The sequence below is a fragment of the Cupriavidus sp. 05N39 genome, assembly GCF_056397325.1.
In genome coordinates, this window is the sequence record NZ_JBFTNE010000007.1 from 24,723 (window position 1) to 44,692 (window position 19,970).

The 19,970-nt window shown below is 64.9% G+C and carries 17 protein-coding genes and 1 pseudogene; 9 read left to right on the top strand and 9 right to left on the bottom strand.

Annotation, left to right across the window (positions count from 1 at the left end; genetic code table 11):
- Positions 1 to 9: 9 nt before the first annotated feature.
- The 3 genes from AC1DN0_RS05220 to AC1DN0_RS05230 are packed head-to-tail and all read right to left on the bottom strand — an operon-like array spanning position 10 to position 3,312.
- A complete protein-coding gene (locus AC1DN0_RS05220) occupies positions 10 to 1,641 on the bottom strand; it encodes a DHA2 family efflux MFS transporter permease subunit (RefSeq protein ID WP_441626623.1) in 1,632 nt (543 codons plus the stop codon).
- Positions 1,638 to 2,747, bottom strand: a complete 1,110-nt coding sequence (locus AC1DN0_RS05225; protein ID WP_441626625.1) for an HlyD family secretion protein — start codon at positions 2,745 to 2,747, stop codon at positions 1,638 to 1,640. The genes AC1DN0_RS05220 and AC1DN0_RS05225 overlap by 4 nt, the downstream gene beginning before the upstream one ends.
- A gap of 31 nt (positions 2,748 to 2,778) precedes the next feature.
- Complete coding sequence (locus AC1DN0_RS05230) at positions 2,779 to 3,312, bottom strand: winged helix-turn-helix transcriptional regulator (protein ID WP_441626627.1); 534 nt, start codon at positions 3,310 to 3,312, stop codon at positions 2,779 to 2,781.
- A 140-nt stretch (positions 3,313 to 3,452) separates the two neighbouring features.
- Between AC1DN0_RS05230 and AC1DN0_RS05235 the strand changes: the two genes are divergently transcribed.
- The 6 genes and pseudogenes from AC1DN0_RS05235 (at position 3,453) to AC1DN0_RS05260 (ending at position 8,756) form a co-directional block, all read left to right on the top strand.
- Positions 3,453 to 4,946: an efflux transporter outer membrane subunit gene (locus AC1DN0_RS05235; protein ID WP_441626629.1), complete on the top strand. Its 1,494-nt coding sequence runs from the start codon at positions 3,453 to 3,455 to the stop codon at positions 4,944 to 4,946.
- Between the two features lie 199 nt (positions 4,947 to 5,145).
- A complete protein-coding gene (locus AC1DN0_RS05240) occupies positions 5,146 to 5,871 on the top strand; it encodes a GntR family transcriptional regulator (RefSeq protein WP_441626631.1) in 726 nt (241 codons plus the stop codon).
- A 75-nt stretch (positions 5,872 to 5,946) separates the two neighbouring features.
- A complete protein-coding gene (locus AC1DN0_RS05245; RefSeq protein WP_441626633.1) occupies positions 5,947 to 6,729 on the top strand; it encodes a transporter substrate-binding domain-containing protein in 783 nt (260 codons plus the stop codon).
- Between the two features lie 117 nt (positions 6,730 to 6,846).
- Positions 6,847 to 7,512: an amino acid ABC transporter permease gene (locus tag AC1DN0_RS05250; protein ID WP_441626635.1), complete on the top strand. Its 666-nt coding sequence runs from the start codon at positions 6,847 to 6,849 to the stop codon at positions 7,510 to 7,512.
- The gene (locus AC1DN0_RS05255; protein ID WP_477145583.1) at positions 7,509 to 8,165 is read left to right on the top strand and encodes an amino acid ABC transporter permease; all 657 of its coding nucleotides are present in this window, start codon (positions 7,509 to 7,511) and stop codon (positions 8,163 to 8,165) included. Before AC1DN0_RS05250 ends, AC1DN0_RS05255 begins: the two co-directional genes overlap by 4 nt.
- Positions 8,146 to 8,756: pseudogene (locus AC1DN0_RS05260) on the top strand (amino acid ABC transporter ATP-binding protein). The gene AC1DN0_RS05255 and the pseudogene AC1DN0_RS05260 overlap by 20 nt, the downstream one beginning before the upstream one ends.
- 95 nt (positions 8,757 to 8,851) lie before the next feature.
- Here AC1DN0_RS05260 and AC1DN0_RS05265 read toward each other — a convergent pair.
- Positions 8,852 to 10,195: an aspartate aminotransferase family protein gene (locus tag AC1DN0_RS05265; RefSeq protein ID WP_441626639.1), complete on the bottom strand. Its 1,344-nt coding sequence runs from the start codon at positions 10,193 to 10,195 to the stop codon at positions 8,852 to 8,854.
- Between the two features lie 278 nt (positions 10,196 to 10,473).
- Here AC1DN0_RS05265 and AC1DN0_RS05270 point away from each other — a divergent pair, with 278 nt between their 5' ends.
- A complete protein-coding gene (locus AC1DN0_RS05270) occupies positions 10,474 to 11,367 on the top strand; it encodes a MurR/RpiR family transcriptional regulator (protein WP_441626641.1) in 894 nt (297 codons plus the stop codon).
- 47 nt (positions 11,368 to 11,414) lie between these two features.
- On the opposite strand, the gene AC1DN0_RS05275 is transcribed toward AC1DN0_RS05270, so the two are convergent.
- A complete protein-coding gene (locus AC1DN0_RS05275; RefSeq protein WP_441626643.1) occupies positions 11,415 to 12,326 on the bottom strand; it encodes a glutamate/aspartate ABC transporter substrate-binding protein in 912 nt (303 codons plus the stop codon).
- A gap of 538 nt (positions 12,327 to 12,864) precedes the next feature.
- Positions 12,865 to 13,821, bottom strand: coding sequence for a chemotaxis protein (locus tag AC1DN0_RS05280; RefSeq protein ID WP_035865986.1), 957 nt, complete (start codon positions 13,819 to 13,821; stop codon positions 12,865 to 12,867).
- A 694-nt stretch (positions 13,822 to 14,515) separates the two neighbouring features.
- Between AC1DN0_RS05280 and AC1DN0_RS05285 the strand changes: the two genes are divergently transcribed.
- Positions 14,516 to 15,736: an MFS transporter gene (locus tag AC1DN0_RS05285; protein ID WP_477145584.1), complete on the top strand. Its 1,221-nt coding sequence runs from the start codon at positions 14,516 to 14,518 to the stop codon at positions 15,734 to 15,736.
- A 104-nt stretch (positions 15,737 to 15,840) separates the two neighbouring features.
- On the opposite strand, the gene AC1DN0_RS05290 is transcribed toward AC1DN0_RS05285, so the two are convergent.
- The 3 genes from AC1DN0_RS05290 to AC1DN0_RS05300 all read right to left on the bottom strand — a co-directional run bounded on the left by AC1DN0_RS05290 (position 15,841) and on the right by AC1DN0_RS05300 (position 18,161).
- Positions 15,841 to 16,905 (bottom strand): DJ-1/PfpI family protein, encoded by a 1,065-nt coding sequence (locus AC1DN0_RS05290; RefSeq protein ID WP_441626647.1) that lies wholly within the window; start codon positions 16,903 to 16,905, stop codon positions 15,841 to 15,843.
- Positions 16,906 to 17,136: 231 nt separating this feature from the next.
- Positions 17,137 to 17,631, bottom strand: coding sequence for a ProQ/FINO family protein (locus tag AC1DN0_RS05295; protein ID WP_441626649.1), 495 nt, complete (start codon positions 17,629 to 17,631; stop codon positions 17,137 to 17,139).
- 38 nt (positions 17,632 to 17,669) lie between these two features.
- Positions 17,670 to 18,161, bottom strand: a complete 492-nt coding sequence (locus tag AC1DN0_RS05300) for a hypothetical protein (protein ID WP_441626651.1) — start codon at positions 18,159 to 18,161, stop codon at positions 17,670 to 17,672.
- Between the two features lie 551 nt (positions 18,162 to 18,712).
- Between AC1DN0_RS05300 and AC1DN0_RS05305 the strand changes: the two genes are divergently transcribed.
- The gene (locus AC1DN0_RS05305) at positions 18,713 to 19,147 is read left to right on the top strand and encodes a hypothetical protein (protein ID WP_441626653.1); all 435 of its coding nucleotides are present in this window, start codon (positions 18,713 to 18,715) and stop codon (positions 19,145 to 19,147) included.
- Positions 19,148 to 19,970 lie beyond the last annotated feature (823 nt).

The following is a 19,970-nucleotide window of genomic DNA, read 5'->3' on the forward strand; positions in this document are numbered from 1 at the left end:
TTGAAGGTCTCAATGCGCGTCGGCCGACGGCGCTTTCGGCGCCGCCACCTTGCGCATCAGCGGCACCATCGCGGTGGTGATCACAAAGCAGACCATGATGACCAGGAAGGCATCGCCAAAGGTCTGCGTCTGCGCCTCGCGCCACGCCAGCGCCCACAGTTGCCTGAGCGCCGCGCTCTGCGCGTCGACAATGTCGTTGCCCCACGCGGCCATATTGCTGCCGACGGCCTGCAGCAGCGCGCCCATCGCCTCGTTGCGGTAGTTCAGGTGCTCGGCGATGCGCTGGAAATGCAGGTTGGTGCGGTCGTTCAGGATCGTCGCGCAACCAGCGATGCCGATCGCGCCGCCCAGGTTGCGCATCAGGTTGAACAGGCCGGACGCCAGCTTGAGCCGCTCCGGCGACAGCGCCCCGAGCGTGAGCGTGACCGCCGGCGCCACCGCGAACTGCTGCGCCATGCCGCGAAACGCCTGCGGCAGCAGCAATTCCTGCGCGCCCCAGTCATGCGTGATGGGCGCGAACTGCCACATCGAGAACGCAAAGCAGCCCAGCCCGAACATCATCAGCCAGCGCAGGTCCACACGGTTGGCGAAGAAAGCGTACACGGGGATCGACATGACCTGGAACACGCCGGTGGAAAACACCGCCAACCCGATCTGCAACGCGCTGAAGCCGCGCACGCGGCCAAGGAACAGCGGCGTGAGATAGATGGTGGCGAAAATGCCCACGCCGGCCATGAAGGAAAAGAAGCAGCCCAGCGCGAAGTTGCGGTCCTTGAGCGCGCGCAAATCCACCACCGGCTGCGCATAGGTCAGGCTGCGCCAGACAAAGCCCACGCCCGCGATGCCCGAGATCCAAGCCGTGGCGCGAATCACGTCGTCGCCGAACCAGTCCCAGCGCGGGCCTTCCTCCAGCGTGTATTGCAGGCAGCCGAGGAACAGCGCCATCAAGGTCATGCCGAGGTAGTCGGCGCCGCGTATCAGGGACCAGTTGGGCCGGTCCACGCGCACCAGCATGGGCACGGCTACGGTGACGAAGATACCGGGAACCAGGTTGATGAAGAACAGCCAGTGCCAGGAGTAGTGGTCGGTGATCCAGCCCCCCACGGTGGGTCCGAGCGTAGGCGCCAGCGAAGCCAGGGCCCCGATGGTGGCGGCGGCAATGACGCGCTGCTTGCCGCCGAAGAACGCAAAGGCGGTGGTGAACACCAGCGGGATCATCGAGCCGCCCAGGAAGCCCTGCATGGCGCGAAAGGCGATCATGCTCTGGATGTTCCAGGCAATGCCGCACAGCAGGCTGGTCAGCGTGAACCCGGCCGCCGACGCGGCAAACAGCCAGCGCGTGGACATTACCCGAGACAGCCAGCCCGACAACGGGATGACGATGATCTCGGCGATCAGGTAGCTGGTCTGCACCCACACGGTTTCATCGGTGCCCGCCGAGAGCCCGCCGCCGATATCGCGCAGCGAGGCCGAGACAATCTGGATATCCAGCAAGGCGATAAACATGCCCACGCACATGGTGGCAAAGGCGAACACCTTGGCGCCCGTGGTCATGGAGGCCGCGGAAAATGCCGGGGGTGAAGGCTTGGTCTCGGCCGGCTGCGCGCCCTGCCCGGGCGCGGCGAGGACACCGGTGCTCATGGCTGCACCTGCGCATCCGCGCGGGAATCGACTTCGGCGACCACGGACAGGCCGGGCCGGAGCATGGCCAGCGTGGCCTCGTTCTCCTCCAGCATGATGCGCACCGGCACGCGCTGGACAATCTTGGTGAAGTTGCCGGTGGCGTTCTCCGGCGGCAGCACGCTGAACTGCGCGCCGGTGGCCGGCGCCAGGCTGGTCACGCGGCCGTGGAAAACACGCCCCGGCAGCACATCGGCCTCCACGGTGGCGCGCATGCCCGGCCGCAGATGCGCAAGCTGCCCTTCCTTGAAGTTGGCATCGACCCACAGGCCGCGCGCCGGCACGATCGAAAGCAATTGCGTGCCGCCGGCGGCGTAGGCGCCCACGCGGGCGCGGCGGTTGCCGACAGTGCCGTCGATGGGCGCTCGCAACTCCGTGTAGCCAAGGTTCAGTTTGGCGATATCGCGCTCCGCGGTGGCCTGCGCGAGCGCCGCCTGGGCCTGCAGCTTCTGCGTGGCGATCACGTCGACCTGGCGCTGCGCGGCGAGCAGGCTGGCCTGCGCCTTCTGCGTGTTGGCCAGCGACTGCTTGTAATCGGAGTCTGCCTTTTGCGAGCTCTGGATCGATACGGCCGACTTGGCCGCCAGGCTCTGGTAACGCGCCTGGTCATCGCGGGCTCGCGCGGTGTCGGCATCCACCGCCGTCACCGCCGCCCGGGCCTGGCTGATCACGGCCTCCTGCAGGGACCGGGTGGCGTCGAGATTGGCCAGCAGCGCCTGCTGGGCGGCCACCGCGCCTTCCGCCTTGGCCAGCGCGGCGCGGTAGTCGCGATCGTCGATGCGGGCCAGCAAGTCGCCTGCGCGTACCTGCTGGTTGTCGGTCACCGTGACTTCGGCCAGGTAGCCCGGCACCTTCGGCGCGATCACCGTCACCTCCCCGCCCACATAGGCATCGTCGGTGCTTTGCAGGAAACGGCCGTGCGACCACCAGTGCTGGCCGTAAGCCGCGGCGCCCAGGCCGGCGGCGACGAGCGCGCCGGTCATCAGCAGGCGCCTGGGGCTGAGCCGGGGTTTAGAGACGGGAACGGGCTCCGAGCCAGCACGCTCGGCGGCGATGTCGCTTGTCATGACGCTTCCTCTTGCTTTCGTATTGACGCTTTCAGATGTGGCCCGCTGCGTGCGGGACGTTCGGGGTGGCGGCCGCGCGCGCGGCTGCCGATTTGTGAAGCTTGGCGCGCAAGCGCTCGCTGGCGGCCGGTCCGGGCACGACCATGTGATCCGCTTCGGTGATGGGATGCCCGGTCGCCGCATCCACCAGGACCGGCGTGACGGTGGCGCCGGTATGCCGGTCCACCAGTTGCACGCTCTCGCCCTCGGGCGAGAAGTGGCGGTTGCCCCAGGCCAGCAGCACCAGCATCACCGGCCGGAATTCGCGGCCCCGCGCGGTCAGCAGGTATTCGAAGCGCGGCGGCCGCTCGCAATACTGGCGCCGCTCCAGCAGGTCCTCGCGCACCAGCGTCTCCAGGCGGCGGGCCAGCATATTGGGCGCGATGCCCAGTTGCTTCTGGAAGTCGTCGAAGCGGCTCGCGCCATAGAACGCCTCCCGCAGGATCAGGATGCTCCACGGCTCGCCCACCCGCGCCAGGCTGCGGGCGATGGGACAAGGCGCATTGTCGAGCGGCTTTTTCTGCATGTTCGCGACCTCCGGAAATCAGGTTGCTATCAAGATGAAAGTTAGTATAGAGTTGTGGATATCATCATGCAAGTAACTTGTTAAACAAAGTCTTTGCGGCGGCGGACACGCCGCTTCCGGAATAACCGAAGGAGATGGAAATGAGTCGTACCCCGCCCCGCACCGAAACCGCCCCGGCGCATCCGCGCATCCGCACGCTTGCGACCCGGGCCACGGCGCTCGCAGCGGCAACGCTGGCAGCGGTGGGCCTGGCTGCCTGCGCGGCGGTAGGCCCGGATTACCGGGTGCCCGCCACCGACACGGCGGCAAGCTACCCGCATGCCGATACGCTGGCCGCGCGCGAGGCGCAACGGCCCGCCCCCGCGCTGGATAGCTGGTGGACGGGCTTCGACGATCCCGCGCTGACGCGCATCGTCCAGCGCGCGCTGGACCAGAACCTGGACTTGGCCGCCGCGTTGGCCCGCGTGCAGCAGGCGCGCGCCGTTGCCGCCGAAGCAGGCGCGCAGTTGCTGCCGCAGGGCAGCCTGTCGGCGCAGGCAGTCAAGGAACGGCAATCGCTGGAAAGCCCGCTGGGCAAGATCGGCAGCCAGTTCCCGGGCTATAACCGGAATTTCGCGCTCTACGATGTGGGCGCCGGCGCAAGCTGGGAGATCGATTTGTTCGGCGGCCTGCGGCGTGGCGCGGAAGCGGCCGACGCCGAAGCGCAGGCCGCGCAGGCCGACCAGTTCGGGGTGCGCATCTCGGTCGCGGCCGAAGCCGCCGATGCCTATTTCCGGGTACGCGGCGCGCAGCAGCGCATCGCCATTGCGCAGGACCAGGTTGCGACCAACGCCAGGCTGTTGGAGCTGGTGCGCCTGCGCTTGCGCGACGGCCTGTCGTCCAGCCGCGAAGTGGCGCAGGCGGAAGCGCTGGTGGCTCAGGCGCGCGTAACCATCCCGCCGCTGCGCATCGAGCTGCAAACCCAGTTGAACCGGCTCGATGTGCTGATGGGCGCCCAGCCCGGCACCTACGCCGCGGAGCTTGGCCCGCTGCAGGAGGGCGTGGCGGTGCCTGCCATCTCCGTGGCCCAGGGGCCCGCCGACCTCCTGCGCCGCCGCCCGGACGTGATCGCCGCGGAACGCAGGCTGGCGGCCAGCAGCGCCCGCATCGGGGCGGCCACCGCCGAGTACTATCCCAAGCTGTCGTTGTCGGCCCTGCTCGGCTTCGAGAGCCTGAGCGCCGGCAARCTGTTTTCCGCTGCAGCGTTCCAGCCGCTGGCGGCGGCTGGTTTGCGCTGGCGCCTGTTCGATTTCGGCCGCGTCGATGCCGAGGTGGCGCAGGCCAAGGGCGCCAATGCCGAAGCGCTGGTCAACTACCGCAAGGCCATGTTGCGCGCCACGGAAGACGTGGAGAACGCCATCGTCACCCTCACCGAACTGGAGTCGCAAGGCAAGGAACTGTCCACCGAGATCGACGCCCACGTGCGGGCGCGTGGCGCCTCCGAAGACGCCTACAAGGGTGGTGCCGTCAGCCTGTTCGAGGTGCTGGACGAGGAGCGCCAGTTGCTGGCCGCGCGCGACCAGCAGGCCCGCGTGCATGCCGACAACGCGCGCGCTGCGGTGGCCACGTTCCGCGCCCTTGGCGGCGGCTGGTGACATGCGTGGCTGGTGGTGGCGCCCCTGGCGCCGCGCCACCACAGACATCCACGCACCATTCCCGTGCCGCCGCACTCCCCCGGCACAAAGGCGCGCACAACTGGTGCGTACGCCTGGCCGTTGACCGGCCCATTGCGTACAAAACATGCGCACCACGCTTGTATATCAGGCTGGCATACCTCTTGCCTCATAGCCTGCCATGACCTTCTCCATCCCATCCTTTACCGATGCCTCCGGCCCCATGCGCGGCAGCACATCCGCCGGGATCGCCGAGCGCATCACGCAATCGGTCCTGGCCCAGCGGCTGGCCCCCGGCACCCGGCTGGGCGAGCAGGCGCTGGCGGGACTGTTCGGCGTTAGCCGGACCCTGGTGCGCGAAGCGCTGACGCGGCTGGCGGCACGCGGCATCGTCACGGTGTCGGCCCGGCGCGGCTGGTTCGTGATCGAGCCGTCCCGGCAGGAGGCCAGCCAGGCGTTTGCCGCGCGGCGCGCGATCGAACTGGGCTTGCTGCGCTATGCGGCGCCGGTCTCGGCGGCTGCCATTGACCGGCTGCAAGCGCATGTGACGCAGGAACAGCGCGCGCTGCGCGGCGACGACACCGCCCTGCGCAGCTACCTGCTGGGCGACTTCCATGTGTGCCTGGGCGAGTGCGTGGGCAATGTGCTGCTGGCCGACACGCTGCGCGACCTGACCGCGCGCACCACGCTGATCGCCATGCGCTACCAGTCCAGCCACCAGGCCAGCGAATCCTGCGCCGAGCATGTGCGGATCGTGGCGGCGCTGGCCCGGGGCGACACCGAACGCGCCATTGCACTGATGGATGCGCATCTCGGCCACGTGGAGGCTGGCCTCAGCGCCGCCACGCCGGAAGTCCCGCCCGATCCGCTTCGCCAGGCGCTGCGCCCGCTGGGGCCGCGCGCCTGAAGCATCGACTCTCAATTCGTACCCCGCCAACCTCATCACCTAATCGCCTCAACGGCAAGCTTGCAAGGACCCTTTATGAAACTCTCGAAACTCCTCCTCGGCCTCGGTGCCGCCGCCCTCGCCTTCTCGATGCAGACCGCCGGCGCCGAAGCGCTCGATGACGTGATCAAGGCCGGCGTGCTCAAGGTCGCGGTACCGCAGGACTTCCCGCCCTTCGGCTCGGTCAACGCCGAGATGAAGCCGCAAGGGCTGGACATCGACGTGGCGGCGCTGATCGCCAAAAGGATGGGGGTGAAGCTGGAACTCGTGCCCGTGACCAGCACCAACCGCGTGCCCTACCTGCAGACGAAGAAGGTGGACCTGGTGATCTCCAGCATGGGCAAGAACCCCGAGCGCGAGAAGGCCATCGACTTCAGCGAAGCCTATGCGCCGTTCTATAACGGCGTGTTCGGCCCGGCCGACCAGAAAGTGACCGCCGCCGCCGACCTGGCCGGCAAGACCGTCGGCGTGACGCGCGGGGCGGTCGAGGACCTAGAGTTGAGCAAAATCGCCCCGCCCACCGCCACCATCAAGCGCTACGAAGACAACAACGGCACCATCAGCGCCTTCCTGTCCGGCCAGGTGCAACTGGTGGCGACGGGCAACGTGGTCGCGGCCGCCATCCTCGCCAAGAACCCGCCCAAGAAGCCGGAGCCCAAGTTCCTGATCAAGAACTCGCCTTGCTTCATCGGCCTGAACAAGGGCGAACCCAAGCTGCAGGCCAAGGTCAACGCGATCCTGGCGGACGTGAAGAAGGACGGGGAACTCAATGCGCTGACGGTGAAGTGGCTGGGCATGCCGCTGCCGGCCACGCTTTGATACGGATGCCCTGAAACGGAAAGCCGCGCCGGACGGACGACCGCTCCGGCACGGTGTACTGCGCCAGCCTCGCGCGCATGAGCGCACCCGCGGCGCGCCCCCAACGAACGCATTCGCATGTCCTATCAATTCGATTTCCTTTCAGCCTTCGACTATGCCGGCGTGTTCGCGCACGGCGTCGCCGTCACGGCTGAACTCACCGTCGTGGGCGGCGTGCTGGGGGTAGCCCTTGGCATTGCCTGTGCCTGGGCGCGCACCCAGGGCCCGGCCTGGCTGGCGGCCATCGCCGGAGGCTATGTGGAGCTGATCCGCAATACGCCTTTCCTGGTCCAGCTGTTCTTTATCTTCTTCGGCCTGCCGAGCGCGGGCGTGCAACTGGGCGAAATGCAGGCCGCCATCCTGGCCATGGTGATCAACCTCGGCGCCTACAGCGCGGAGATTGTCCGCGCGGGCATCGCGGCCGTGCCGCGCGGCCAGTTGGAGGCAGGCGCGAGCCTGGCGATGGCGCCCTTCCAGGTGTTCCGCCACGTGGTGCTGCGCCCGGCCCTGAAGAAGATCTGGCCTGCGCTATCCAGCCAGGTGGTGATCGTCATGCTGGGCTCGGCGGTGTGCTCGCAGATCGCCGCCGAGGACCTGACCTTTGCCGCCAACTTTGTCCAGGGGCGGAATTTCCGGGCCTTCGAGGTCTACCTGCTGACCACCGCCATCTACCTGCTGCTCGCCATCGGCCTGCGCCAGATACTGCGCGGCGTCGGCGGCATGCTGTTCCGGAGGGCGTCATGACCGAATTCTCAAGCYGGGACATCCTGCGCAACCTGCTGCTGGCGGCCCGCTGGACCGTGGTGCTGTCGCTGGTGGCCTTCGCCGGCGGCGCCGTGACCGGGCTGCTGGTACTGATGATGCGCATCAGCCGCCGCGCGCCGCTGCGCCGCGCGGCCTGGGGCTTTATCGAGGTCTTCCAGGGCACGCCGCTGCTGATGCAGCTGTTCCTTGCCTTTTTCGGGCTGGCGCTGTTCGGCGTGGAAATCCCGGCCTGGCTGGCCGCCGGGCTGGCGCTGTCGCTCTGGTCGGGCGCTTACCTGGCGGAGATCTGGCGCGGCTGCGTGGAGGCCATCCCCAAGGGCCAGTGGGAAGCCGCCGGCTGCCTCTCGCTGGGGCATCTGCAGCAGATGCGCTACGTGATCCTGCCGCAGGCGCTGCGCATCGCCGTCGCGCCCACGGTGGGCTTCGTGGTGCAGATCATCAAGGGCACGGCGCTGGCATCCATCATCGGTTTTGTCGAACTGTCCAAGGCCGGCACGGTGATCACCAACGCCACCTTCAGCCCCTTTACCGTCTATGCGCTGGTCGCGCTGATCTACTTCGCGCTGTGCTGGCCGCTATCCCGCTACAGCCGTTATCTGGAAAGGAAGCTCAATGTCGCTCATCGCCATTGAAAACGTAAAGAAGCGCTTTGGCGCCAACGAAGTGCTCAAAGGCATCGACCTGAAGGTGGAGCCGGGCGAGGTGATCGCCATCATCGGCAAGAGCGGTTCGGGCAAGAGCACGCTGCTGCGCTGCATCAACGGCCTGGAGAGCATTGACGAAGGCAATATCACCGTGGCCGGCGCCAAGCTGGGCAGCAGCGAGCTTGAGCTGCGCGCGCTGCGGCGCAAGGTGGGCATGATCTTCCAGCAGTTCARCCTGTTCCCGCATCTGAGCGCGGGACGCAACGTGATGCTGGCGCCGACCGTGGCGGGCGGCGTCAGCGAGTCCGAGGCGCTGGCCCGCGCGCGCTGCTGTGCGATGAGATTACCTCGGCGCTGGACCCGGAACTGGTGATGGAGGTGTTGAACGTGGTACGTCAACTGGCGAGCGAAGGCATGACGCTGTTGATGGTGACGCATGAAATGCGGTTTGCGCGGGAGGTGTGCAACCGCGTGGTGTTCATGCACCAGGGGCGCGTGCATGAAATCGGGCCACCGGAAGAGATCTTCGCCAATCCGGCCACGCCCGAGCTGCAGCAATTCCTGGGCATGGCGGCCTGACATCCGCCAGCCAGGAACCGCGCCGGCAGGCTGCCTGCGCGGTTTCCATCCTGGCGGTGGATCTTCGGCGGGAATTGCCGCGCGCCATCCGGCTCTCAGGCAAACGCGATGCGAGAGGATGGCAGCACCGTGCCGACCGATTGGGCAAAGCGCCCGACGATGCGATCGATATCCGCTTCCGTGCAGATGAACGGCGGCGCAAACAGCACGTGGTCGCCGTGCACGCCATCGACCGTGCCGCCCATCGGATAGATAAGAAGGCCGTTCTGCATCGCGGCCGACTTGAGCTTCGCGTGGACCTTCAGCGCCGGGTCCAGGGTCGCCTTGGATGCGCGGTCCTCCACGAACTCGACGCCAACGAACAAACCGCGCCCCCGGATGTCGCCAACGTTCGGATGATCGCCCAGCACTTCACGCAGCCTGGCGCGCAGTTGCTCGCCGCGTGCCAGCACATTGGCAAGCAGCCCCTCCTCGGCAATCGTGCGTTGCACGGCCAGCGCCGCGGCACAAGCCGTGGCGTGCCCGATGTAGGTGTGGCCATGCTGGAAGAACCCGCTGCCGCCCACGATGGCATCATAGATGCGGCTGGTCGCGAGCATGGCGCCGATCGGCTGGTAGCCCGCGCCCAGGCCCTTGGCAATGGTCACGATGTCCGGCACGACACCGTCTTCCTCGCAGGCAAAAAGATAACCGGTCCGTCCCATGCCGGACATGACCTCGTCGAGGATCAGCAATACGCCGTACTTGTCGCATACGGCACGGATGCGCTTGAGATAGTCGGCAACCGGCGCAACCGCGCCGGCGGTAGCGCCAACCACGGTCTCGGCCACGAACGCCGCCACGCTTTCCGGGCCAAGCTCCAGGACCTTGGTCTCGAGTTCGTCGGCGAGGCGCTGCGCGTACTGCGCGTCGGTCTCGCCGGCCGCCTGATCGCGGTAGGCATAGCAGGGCGACACATGATGCGCCGGCACCAGCAGCGGCAGGAAAGGCTCGCGCCGCCAGGCATTGCCGCCAATGGCCAGCGCCCCGAGCGTATTGCCGTGGTAGCTCTGGCGGCGGGCGATGAAATGCCGGCGTTCGGTCTGCCCGATTTCCACGAAGTATTGGCGAGCCAGCTTCAGCGCGGCCTCGACGGCCTCGGAACCGCCCGACACGAAGTAAACGTGGTCAAGGTCGCCTGGCGCGGCCTGTACCAGGGTATCGGCCAGCGTTTCGGACACCTCGGTGGTGAAGAACGAGGTGTGCGCGTAGGCGATCGTGTCGACCTGCGCCTTGATCGCCTCGATCACGCGGGGATGGCCATGACCAAGGCAAGATACTGCCGCTCCGCCCGAAGCATCGATGTAATGCTTGCCGTTGCTGTCGATGAGTTCGATGCCCTTGCCCCCGACGGCTACGGCGAGGGACTGGCGAGGATTGCGGTGGAATACGTTGGTCATGATGTGTGCTCACTTTACTGCGACTCGATGCCGGCCTGCGCAACGGCGGCCCGCTTCGCGGCGAACTTTACCTTCAAAGCTGCATCATCCCGGTCATACCGCATGCGCATTGACCTGAAGTATAAGAAGGCCACCCCCATATTGCAACACTTGTGTCTTTTATGATTTTTATGATTTATATGATTCCAATTTGAGGGCGACCCACCTGCGGACGGTAGCCGTGCATCCGGCGCTTGCCTGTGCAACAATCGTTACAGACACCCTGACCGCGACTGACCATGACAATCGAATCCTCCGCGCCGCCGCAGCACCTGGACGAATTGCTCGCCCTGCTCCGGGAAAACTTCGCGGCGCTTAGCCCGCAATTCCAGGGGGGCGCCCGCTACCTGCTCGACCATCCCCAGGAGATACCCATCCTGTCCATGCGCAAGATTGCCGTGGACGCCGGAGTCCAGCCCGCAACGCTGGTACGCCTGGCGCAGTTTCTCGGGTTCGAGGGTTGGCAAGGACTGCGCGAGCTCTTCGTGGAGGCATTCCGCGGCGGCCCCCAGCCCTATGCAAAACGGGCCAAAAAGCTGGTCCGGGAAAGCGGTTCTAGCCGGATGCTCGCGGAGATGCTCGATACGCAGCACCGGAACCTCGACCTCACAGGCGCCAACAACGCGGAATCGATGCCACGTGCCGCAGAACTGCTCAGCGCCGCACCCAATGTCTACATTGCGGGTTTCCGCTCCTGCTATCCGATCGCCTTTACGTTTCACTACATCTATCGGCTGTTCCGCTCGTCGGCGCACCTGATCCACGGAGATGCCGGCACGCTGGAAATGGAACTGCGGGCCCTGGAGCCCAAGGATGCCGTCGTGGTTGCGAGTTTCGCTCCGTATTCGCAGGAGATCATTCGCGTCGCCGGCGCCGCGAAGCAAGCCGGCTGCCGCGTCATCGCCCTGACCGACAGCACGGTAGCGCCGATTGCACTGGAGGCGGACTGCACGTTGCTGTTCTCGGTCGACAGCCCTTCGTTCTTCCCCTCGATTACCGCCGGCGTGGCGGTCGTCGAAGCACTGGTCGAACAGCTTCTGGCCAAGAAGGGCAAGGGTGCAATCAAGGCGCTCGAACTTGCCGAAGGGCAATTGCACAAGACTGGCGCGTATGTGCGGGCGAAGCACGGCTAGCCAACGCGCCATGGTGCCAGGCGCGGGCAACCTGAACGGCAGAGGACTTACTCGAATGCCTCATCGCCCGGCTGCTCGTAAGCCTTCCTGACCTCTGCGCTCATCGGGAATTCGAAGTTGATGTTCTTTGGCGGGACGGGCTTGTTGAACCACTTGGCGTAGATGGCCTTGATCTCGCCGCTCTTCATCAGGCCAACGATCACGCCGTCGACCAGTTTCTTGAACTCGGGATCGTCCTTGCGCATCATGAAGCCGTAGGCTTCGAAGGACTGCGGCATGCCGACCACCGTCCATTCGGTGGGGTTCGGCGACATGGTCCGCACGCCGGAAAGCAGGACGTCATCCATCATGAAGGCGGCCACCCGGCCAGACTGCAGGATCAGGAACGATTCGCCATAGTCCTTGGCGCTCTGAATCGTGATGTTCGCCTTCTTCTCGTCATTGAGTTTGCGCAGGATCCGTTCGGAGGTGGTGCCCGCGTTCGTCACCACCGCCTTTCCGGAAAGATCATGGAAGTCCTGGACCGGACTCCCCTTCTTGACCAGCAGGCGCGTGCCCGCAACAAAAAAGGTGGTAGAGAAGGCTACCTGCTGTTGCCGCGACTTCAGGTTCGTGGTGACGCCGCACTCCAGGTCGACCGTCCCGTTCTGCACCAGCGAGATCCGGTTTTGCGAGGTCACCGGGATCATGCGCACCTGCAGGTTTGCTACCGCCGTCTGCTTGCCGACCTCCGCAATGACCTTTTCGCAGAGGTCCTGCGAATACCCAATCACCTTCTGGTTGCTGTCGTAGTAGGAAAACGGGATCGACGAGGTCCGGTGTCCGATCGCGATGGTCCCCGACGCTTTGATCCTCCCCAGGGTCGGACTGGCGGCTGCGTCAATAGCCTGGGCGGCGCCCGCGCCAAGAATGGATCCAACCAGCGCCACTCCCAGGCAGGTGACTTTAACGGCTTTCATCTATCGCTCCTTGTTTAGCAAACACGCGATGGGCCATCGCGCTTGAATGCTAGTCACCGAGCAACATCTGTTCCATACTTGTTAACCATGAAACATTCGTATTTTCAAAGCCGGATGTGACGCAACAAGCTCTCCAACGGGAAAAACAACGCAACATTTGGTGCAATCTCGCGTCAAGTTGAGGCACGCGGCCGGCTCCGCACCGCATGCGAGCGCCCGAGCAAGTCACGGGTGGATAGCACCGTCATACGTGTACGCCGGCGGCTGCCGGAGAGCAGATCCGCCCGGCGGCGGACGCAAGCCAATGCCACGCTTCGTCCGGCGCCTGGATGTGCCGACGATAGCGATGGGGCGAATGCAGGGGGGAGGTGACTACGGCAAGCGGCGCCCCAACCGGCACGGTGGGGCCCGACTTCAGTGATGAATACAACGGGGACCGGCGGACGTCTGCGTACAGCGTCTCACCGGCCATACACGCCGGGCGATTGCCGCAATGGCCTGTGGTGGAGGATTGCCGGCGGCCGTCCTCCGGCCCATCTCAACGCGCCARCACGCCCCGGATCGTATCCGCGAGGTCCTTGGCCAGGAACTTCGACACATAGGCGTCGGCCCCGACCTTGCGCACATGGTCTTCGCTGGCGGTCCCCGACAGCGAGGAATGAATCACCACCGGGATCGACTTGAACCGCGCATCAGCCTTGATCTTGCGCGTCAGCGTGAAGCCGTCCATCTCGGGCATTTCCAGGTCGGTCAGCACCAGCGCGATCTCGTCCTGCACGGTCCGGCCGTTGGCGGCGGCGTGGTCGGCGATCTCGCCCAGTTGCTGCCAGGCTTCCTGGCCGGTCTTGGTCATCAGCACCGGCACGCCCATGGCCTTGAGGCCTTGCTCGATCAGGCTGCGGGCAAAGGCGGAGTCGTCGGCGGCCAGGATCTTGGTGCCGGGGCGCAGCGTGACCTGCGGTCCGACGGTCTTGGGATCGACTTCCGGCTGGCGCGTCGGCAGCACGTCGCGCAGGATCTGCTCGACGTCGAGCACTTGCACCAGGCGCGGGTTCTCGGTATCGGTATCGAGCTTGGCGATGCTGGTCACCATGTCGCCCTTGACGCTGGTCTCGGCCGAGACCACCTGGTTCCACTCCAGGCGCACGATCTCTTCCACCGCTTCCACGGCGAAGCCCTGGGTGGAACGCGCGTACTCCGTCACCAGCAGGATGTTGAGGCCGCTACGCGGCGTGCACCCGACCATCTTGGGCAGGTCGATCACCGGGATCACCTGGCCACGGATATCCGCCATGCCCAGCATGGCCGGGCCGCCTCCCACCACGGTGGTGACCTGGGGCATCACCAGGATTTCCCGGACCTTGAAGACGTTGATGCCGAACAGTTCGCTGTTCGCGGACTGGTCCGACTCGCCCAGGCGGAACAACAGCAACTCGAACTGGTTGTTGTTGGTCAGGTTGGTCCGTTCGTCGATGTCTCTCATCGAGCTGCTCATACGCTTCCTTTGTCCCCGCAAGGCGCGTGCTCGCCGCGCGGTGTTGATCGTTTCGCCGGGCCCGCCTGCCCTGCGAGGCGCCCGGGGCACTTGCCCCCAGGCGGCGGCGCTGCAATGACGGGCCACTGCTCCGGCTAACGGCCAATCTTTGGGGAAATTTAGCGGCAAAGCGGCGACAGGCATGCGATTTGGCGCCGCACACCGCTAAAGTGCGGAATGAGACAGGCCGGGGACAAGCTGACGGGTGTGCGACGACATGGCTGACACTTCCGGGCAATGAGCAACATGCCGCAGGAAGCACCTGAAAGAGAACGCCAGCCCAGCCGCTGGCGCTCATGCAACAGTAAATTCCGTGACCGATTTACACGAACTAAACAGCCGCTTAAAATCGCACGGCCAGCGCCGGCGACTATCGCATACGACCGCGCAGCCTTGATTTCACCGGCAGCTTCTGGGGACACACGCCGGCCAACCGCCTCCCTCGCCATGTCCCTGCCCATGCTGCCAGTCCATCGCCCACGCGCCACGGTTCCGGTCCGGCGCCTCGAGTAGCGCCCGCGTCATGCCGGGTTCCCCGGCTTCCCGCCTTGTATTCGCCCCAGGACGACAATTACCGCTGCGCGCCCGCGACGCGCCATGGTCCGTTGCCTGAGGCTGCCGCTTTGACCGCCAAGATATTCCGCCCCGCCCCACCATGTCCTCGAACAGCACGACGCTCGCCGCCCCGGATTCCGGGGAGCATCGGCAAGGCAGCATCAGCCGGCGCATCGTCGCCATCGTCTTCTTTAACTTCATTGCCTATCTCGCCGTCGGCCTGCCGCTGGCGGTGGTGCCCGGCTTCGTGCATGGCGACCTCGGCTATGGCACGGTCGTGGCCGGGCTGGCGGTCAGCATCCAGTACCTGGCGACGCTGCTCAGCCGGGCTTACGCGGGAACCCTGTGCGACCTGCAAGGCCCCAAGAAATCCGTCACCCTCGGGCTCATGCTATGCGCCGGCAGCGGCCTGCTGGCGGTGTTGTCCGCCCTGTTCGTGCAAACCGGCTGGCTCAGCCTGGCCTGGCTGTTCGCCGGCCGGCTGGTGCTCGGCGCGGGCGAGAGCCTCGTCACCACCGGCACCATCGCCTGGGGCATCGGCGACGTGGGATCCCGCCACACCGGCAAGGTGATCTCGTGGAACGGCATGACAACCTACGGCGCGCTGGCGCTGGGCGCACCGGTTGGCGTGCTGCTCGACGCCCGCTGGGGCCTTGCCTCGCTGGGCATCGTCACCACCATCATGGCCGCCGGCGCGTTCGCGCTGGCACGCCGCAAGGCAGCCGTGCCTACGGTGAAAGGCGCGCGCATGCCGTTTCGCACCGTGTTCCGCCATATGACGCCCTTCGGCCTGTGCCTGGCACTGGGCTCGGTGGGCTTCGGCGCCATCACGGCCTTTGTCACGCTGTACTACGCCAGTCACGGCTGGGACCACGCCGCGCTGGCGTTGACCAGCCTGGGTGTGAGCTTCATCCTGGCGCGCCTGCTGCTGGCCGACAGCATCGTGCGCTTTGGCGGCTATCCGGTGGCGCTGTGCTCCTTTGCGGTGGAAGCCGCCGGGCTGGCGCTGATCTGGCTGGCGCAGGGGCCAGCCCAGGCGCTGGCGGGCGCGGCGGTCACCGGTTTTGGCTTTGCCCTGGTGTTCCCTTCGCTGGGCATGGAGGCGGTCAAGCTGGTGCCCCCGAGCAACCGCGGCTCGGCGYTCGGCGCCTATGCGCTCTTTCTCGATCTTTCACTGGGGCTGACCGGCCCGGTGGCGGGGGTGATTGCCAGCCATGCGGGCTATGGCTCGGTGTTCCTGTTCTCGGCCATGGCGGCGCTGGCCGGGCTGGGCTTGAGCCAGGTGCTGGCGGCGCGGGCACGGGCACGGCTGACGGATTGAGGCGCGGGCGCGGATATGCCGGCCGAGTACTCCCACGGCAAACGACCACACGATCAACGCGCGACAACGCCGCCTCGACCACACGGTCACGGCGTGCTCACGCCTCATTGACCTGGGTACTCCATCTGCAGGCTTACCCAGTCCGCGGTCCGTTGGCCAAAGCTGGCGGCGATACGACCGAGCGCCTCGTCGAGCGCGCGCAGCGGCCGCTCGGTCCGGGGTGCGGCCAGCATGCGGCGCGGCGCATCGACGTTCGCCACGCGGTCCGGCACGATCGTGAGTCCGCGTTTGGTGACGATGGGCTCCCGGTTCTTCGACACCGTATAGATGGTCGACCGGAACGTGGTCGCGAAGGCGTCCGCTTCAAGCACCAGCGCGATCTCGTCCACGCCGGGCGCAACTGGAATGCCGATGTCCTCGTGCGACCAGAACGAAACATAGTTGCGGGCAATCGTCAGCATGGCCGGCAGCCCCAGGTGGAATCGTTCGCTCGGGTGCCCGGACGACCAGCGCTCAATGCCGAGCGACCTCGCCAGCGCCACCGCCCGCTCGCGCCCCCCGATCGCCTCGACCAGCGCAAACGAGACCGGGATCGTGGCCGTGACACCGGTCGTGGTCACCACCTTGCGATCCGCGACATAGCGCTTGCGGCGCACCCATTTGGTCCCGGGATACGCCTTACGCAGGTCGTCGAACGAGTACCAGTGGCCCGTGGCATTGCGCCCCTCGAGCAACCCCGCGCGCGCCAGCACCCAGACGCCGTCGCAGACGCCCACCACCGTGGCACCCTTGCGCGCCTGCGCGGCCACCCACGCCAGCAGCTTCGGATCCTCGTCGCGATGGACCGCCGGCACGATCACATAGTCGGCGCCTTCCGGGAAGCGACGGTCGAAGTCGTCGGTCGTCGCCTGCGGCGTGATTGTTAGGCTCGCGGGGAACATGCGGACTGAGCCCGGCTGGGTTGCGAGCGCATGCACGTCGGCTGCGTTCGATGCGGACAGAATGCCATAGGGCACCACGTAGTCAGACAGTTCCGTGTAGTAGTTCTCCGCCACCACGGCTACGAGGGGCTTGGCGCGGCCGAAGCGCGGCTCGTACGCCGGCAGCCGGTCCGGTTGCGGCTCGACCGCCTGCGGCACACCAGCGGTCGGGCCAGCGACGGCAGGCATTCCGGACGCCGCCCCCCAAGCAGCCTGTTCGACGATCAGGACAGATATCAGCAACACGATGAATCTACGCATGCATTCCTCTAATCTTCGGAGTCAATGCCACGACCATGTCGCTCCATGCCATGGCAAGACAAAGCGGCTTCCTGCATGACGTGGGTTGGTGCTGGCGCAATATCCCGCACCAGTCCGGCCAGGCTATGCAGCCCAAGGGGCCTGATGGGCGTCGCCGGATCACGGCGTCTCCCCCGCTGCTTCTGGTTTTCCCTTGAAATGGCGGCCAGGCTTCGACCGCGCACTTCGCGCCTGTCCCTGCGGCCTTCGTGACGCCTGCCGTCGCGCGCGTACAGCTTGCTCCGCCGTCACCTTGCCCGCAAACTCTCCGTTCAGGTCCAGGCGCGGTGCATGCTCGACCAGGCACGCCCAATAGCGGCTTCCCCGGCACCAGGTGGCAATGGCCTGCGTCAACTGCTCGTGCGTGATACCCAAACGCTCCAGATGTTGGGCTGCGTCCCCGAGGATGCCTAGTTTGAGGGGCACCTTGGGCGCAGGGTTGACAGGAAAGACAAGCGGAAAATATTTCTGCAAACGCCGGATCGCCTCCACTACCGGTTCGACCGACTCGCGCGCCTTCCTGCGGGTGGTGGCGGCCTTCGGCTTGGCTGGCTTGGCTTGTTCGGCTTGCGCCCGCAGGCGATTGCGCAATTCGGCTAATTGCTCAAAACCCATTTTGCACTTCACTGAAGGTGGTTCATCTTGCCGCGAGGTTACCCGATCAACGCCAGAGCCGCATTCAGAATGGTCTGAACGCGTTTGAAAACACGGAGATAGAACATGCCGGATTGCCCGTGGCAGCTTGCTCCGTACTGGCCTATATCTGGAGCCTCGATAAATGGCAAGAAGCCTGCCCATGCCAATGAATACCATCTGGTCGCGCCACCGCCAAAACCGCAGCCTCCCACTACGTGAGCAATGATGACCTTGGTTAGGCGTACCTGCATGGGAAGTCGGTCAATGGCTTGGCGCGCATCCGCCCGCCTGGAATACAAGTGAGCCTGCTCCTGAAGCGGGAACACCGAAAGAGCACCCGCCGCGAATTGAGGTTCTAACATGGCCAGCATGGCCCGACGACCGCCGTCCAAGATAAATGGGGTCAACGGGTAGTCCAGCGCCGCAGAGCCATCCGAACGAATCTTGACTTTTCCCGCGCTCGCTTGCTCACGGAGACCATCGCACACGAGCGCGGCCACGACGTGCATATTTACAAGTACATGGCGGGGCCATTTTGGCCAAGTGCGAACGGTAGCGGCCCTTGATGTAAAGGAATTTTATTTCAGAATTAAAATTATTGTGACGAAAAGTAGGATTAATTAGATGGATTTTACCGAGAAGGTAGAGTAATTTCGCCCGGCATTCGTCCTTGTTCTAATAAGGACTAGCGAGAGAAATCTTGGATTTCTTGGCGCGCAAGGAAGTCTTTCTCAAAGGGCTCGGCGTGGGGTTGTCTGGCCTGAATTCCTCTAGATCGATAGAGCACTAGACCAATGTCCGGAATTCGGGAACGTCCTTGTGGACAGTGACCTCCCTCTCCTTGCATGTGGCTTGTTCGCTTGCCTGGGCGACAGAAAGCATCAGATGGCGAATCAAAGTTTTCATTCACAGGTCATGCACTACATTTAATCGGAGCATTTTGAATGCAACTCAGACTATTTCGCCTCTTATTTAGACTGCTTGATGCTATTTCATCCAGCCTGGCGGCGCGGCTCGCTGTCGCGGTGTTCTACGCGCCGCGCAAGTTTCCGGCGGCTAGATGGTGAATACCACGGTCTTCACCCCCGCAGGCGGCCTCTACCTGCTCCTGGGCGTCCTGTTGTTTTGCGCGGGGACGATGCTGGGCATCCCCCACGGGCTAACGAAGCGCAGCGGAGATGCCAAAAGAACTGAGCTTTGGCGCATTGCCCACCTCTCGACCTGCGTTGGGGGCGTATCGATCATTGCGCTCACGGTGGCGTTGGAAAGACTGTTTGCGGCCGCTGCGGTCTATACCCTGGCGCCCTTCTCTGCGGCCGCGTACAGCTTTTTCCTGGCCTGCACGCTCAGTGGATTGTTGAATAAGGCGTGGGATGACGATCGAACACAGGCCAGTGCTGCGCTCATCTACGGCCTGCAGATCTTTGCCTCTGCACTGTCGGTCGTTGCGGTAGGCGGCTTTTTTGCCACCTTATTTTTGAAAGTCGCGTCATGACAGCAACCAATTCCTCGGGTTTTCTGACGTACCCCGAGAACGTTGGCCATGAGTATCAGGATCTTCGTTGCTCCATCGAAGCTGATGCACTGACCTCCTTGCTGCTGCCAGCATTCGAGCTAGAGCCGTGTGTCGAGATCATCGTGCAACGGCAACTTTCGAGACCGTATCTACCTGGTGACAGAGCACGCGAGGAGCGACGGATACGAGAGCGATTTCCAAAGTTCATGGCGTTGTCATGCGCCCGGTTTCGAAGCGATGCTGCGCCCGACAAAACCGCGTCGCAGATTGAGCGGTTTGTGCGCGGACGTAGCGTTCCCCTTGAGTAGGTACCCTTGGCCGCCCCAGCGGATACCATCGCCGACCTGCTCACGATGCTCGACTCTGCCGTGGACACTTCCGGCCCACCGGTCGCGGAGAAAAATAGTCCCGCGTCGGCCGCGCCGGAGTTGGAGTTGGAGCCTGCCACGGCTACGCAAGCACCAGCATCGCCATTTTTTTCAATTTTCCAGTGCATTTTCGTACATGTCCGATTGATATTTGGACAAGTAACGTTCTTTCACCCATCAACCTCCGTCAATCGCGTGTAATCGTCGACTTTCGCTTGACCCATTCAATTCGCGCCGCTACAGTACGCGGGTTATTAATTCCAGGGCTTGCCCAGTGAGCACTTGTTCCGACGACAGTAGTCGATCCAGGATCGGCACCTCCGCCTGACCGGAGCACGGTACCCTCAGCGACCGTGCCCCGCTTGCGGCATGGTGCTATCGAGGCCGGACGTCCTGTCCCGCCTCTCTTCTTGAATACGGCTTCACTCTTCTGA

Bases quoted from the DNA above. Each gene is read 5' to 3' on its own strand.
- AC1DN0_RS05265 (WP_441626639.1), bottom strand. From the start codon at position 10,195: ATGACCAACGTATTCCACCGCAATCCTCGCCAGTCCCTCGCCGTAGCC.
- AC1DN0_RS05250 (WP_441626635.1), top strand. From the start codon at position 6,847: ATGTCCTATCAATTCGATTTCCTTTCAGCCTTCGACTATGCCGGCGTG.
- AC1DN0_RS05225 (WP_441626625.1), bottom strand. From the start codon at position 2,747: ATGACAAGCGACATCGCCGCCGAGCGTGCTGGCTCGGAGCCCGTTCCC.
- AC1DN0_RS05220 (WP_441626623.1), bottom strand. From the start codon at position 1,641: ATGAGCACCGGTGTCCTCGCCGCGCCCGGGCAGGGCGCGCAGCCGGCC.
- AC1DN0_RS05270 (WP_441626641.1), top strand. From the start codon at position 10,474: ATGACAATCGAATCCTCCGCGCCGCCGCAGCACCTGGACGAATTGCTC.
- AC1DN0_RS05290 (WP_441626647.1), bottom strand. From the start codon at position 16,905: ATGCCTGCCGTCGCTGGCCCGACCGCTGGTGTGCCGCAGGCGGTCGAG.
- AC1DN0_RS05240 (WP_441626631.1), top strand. From the start codon at position 5,146: ATGACCTTCTCCATCCCATCCTTTACCGATGCCTCCGGCCCCATGCGC.
- AC1DN0_RS05275 (WP_441626643.1), bottom strand. From the start codon at position 12,326: ATGAAAGCCGTTAAAGTCACCTGCCTGGGAGTGGCGCTGGTTGGATCC.
- AC1DN0_RS05305 (WP_441626653.1), top strand. From the start codon at position 18,713: ATGGTGAATACCACGGTCTTCACCCCCGCAGGCGGCCTCTACCTGCTC.
- AC1DN0_RS05300 (WP_441626651.1), bottom strand. From the start codon at position 18,161: ATGCACGTCGTGGCCGCGCTCGTGTGCGATGGTCTCCGTGAGCAAGCG.
- AC1DN0_RS05230 (WP_441626627.1), bottom strand. From the start codon at position 3,312: ATGCAGAAAAAGCCGCTCGACAATGCGCCTTGTCCCATCGCCCGCAGC.
- AC1DN0_RS05245 (WP_441626633.1), top strand. From the start codon at position 5,947: ATGAAACTCTCGAAACTCCTCCTCGGCCTCGGTGCCGCCGCCCTCGCC.
- AC1DN0_RS05295 (WP_441626649.1), bottom strand. From the start codon at position 17,631: ATGGGTTTTGAGCAATTAGCCGAATTGCGCAATCGCCTGCGGGCGCAA.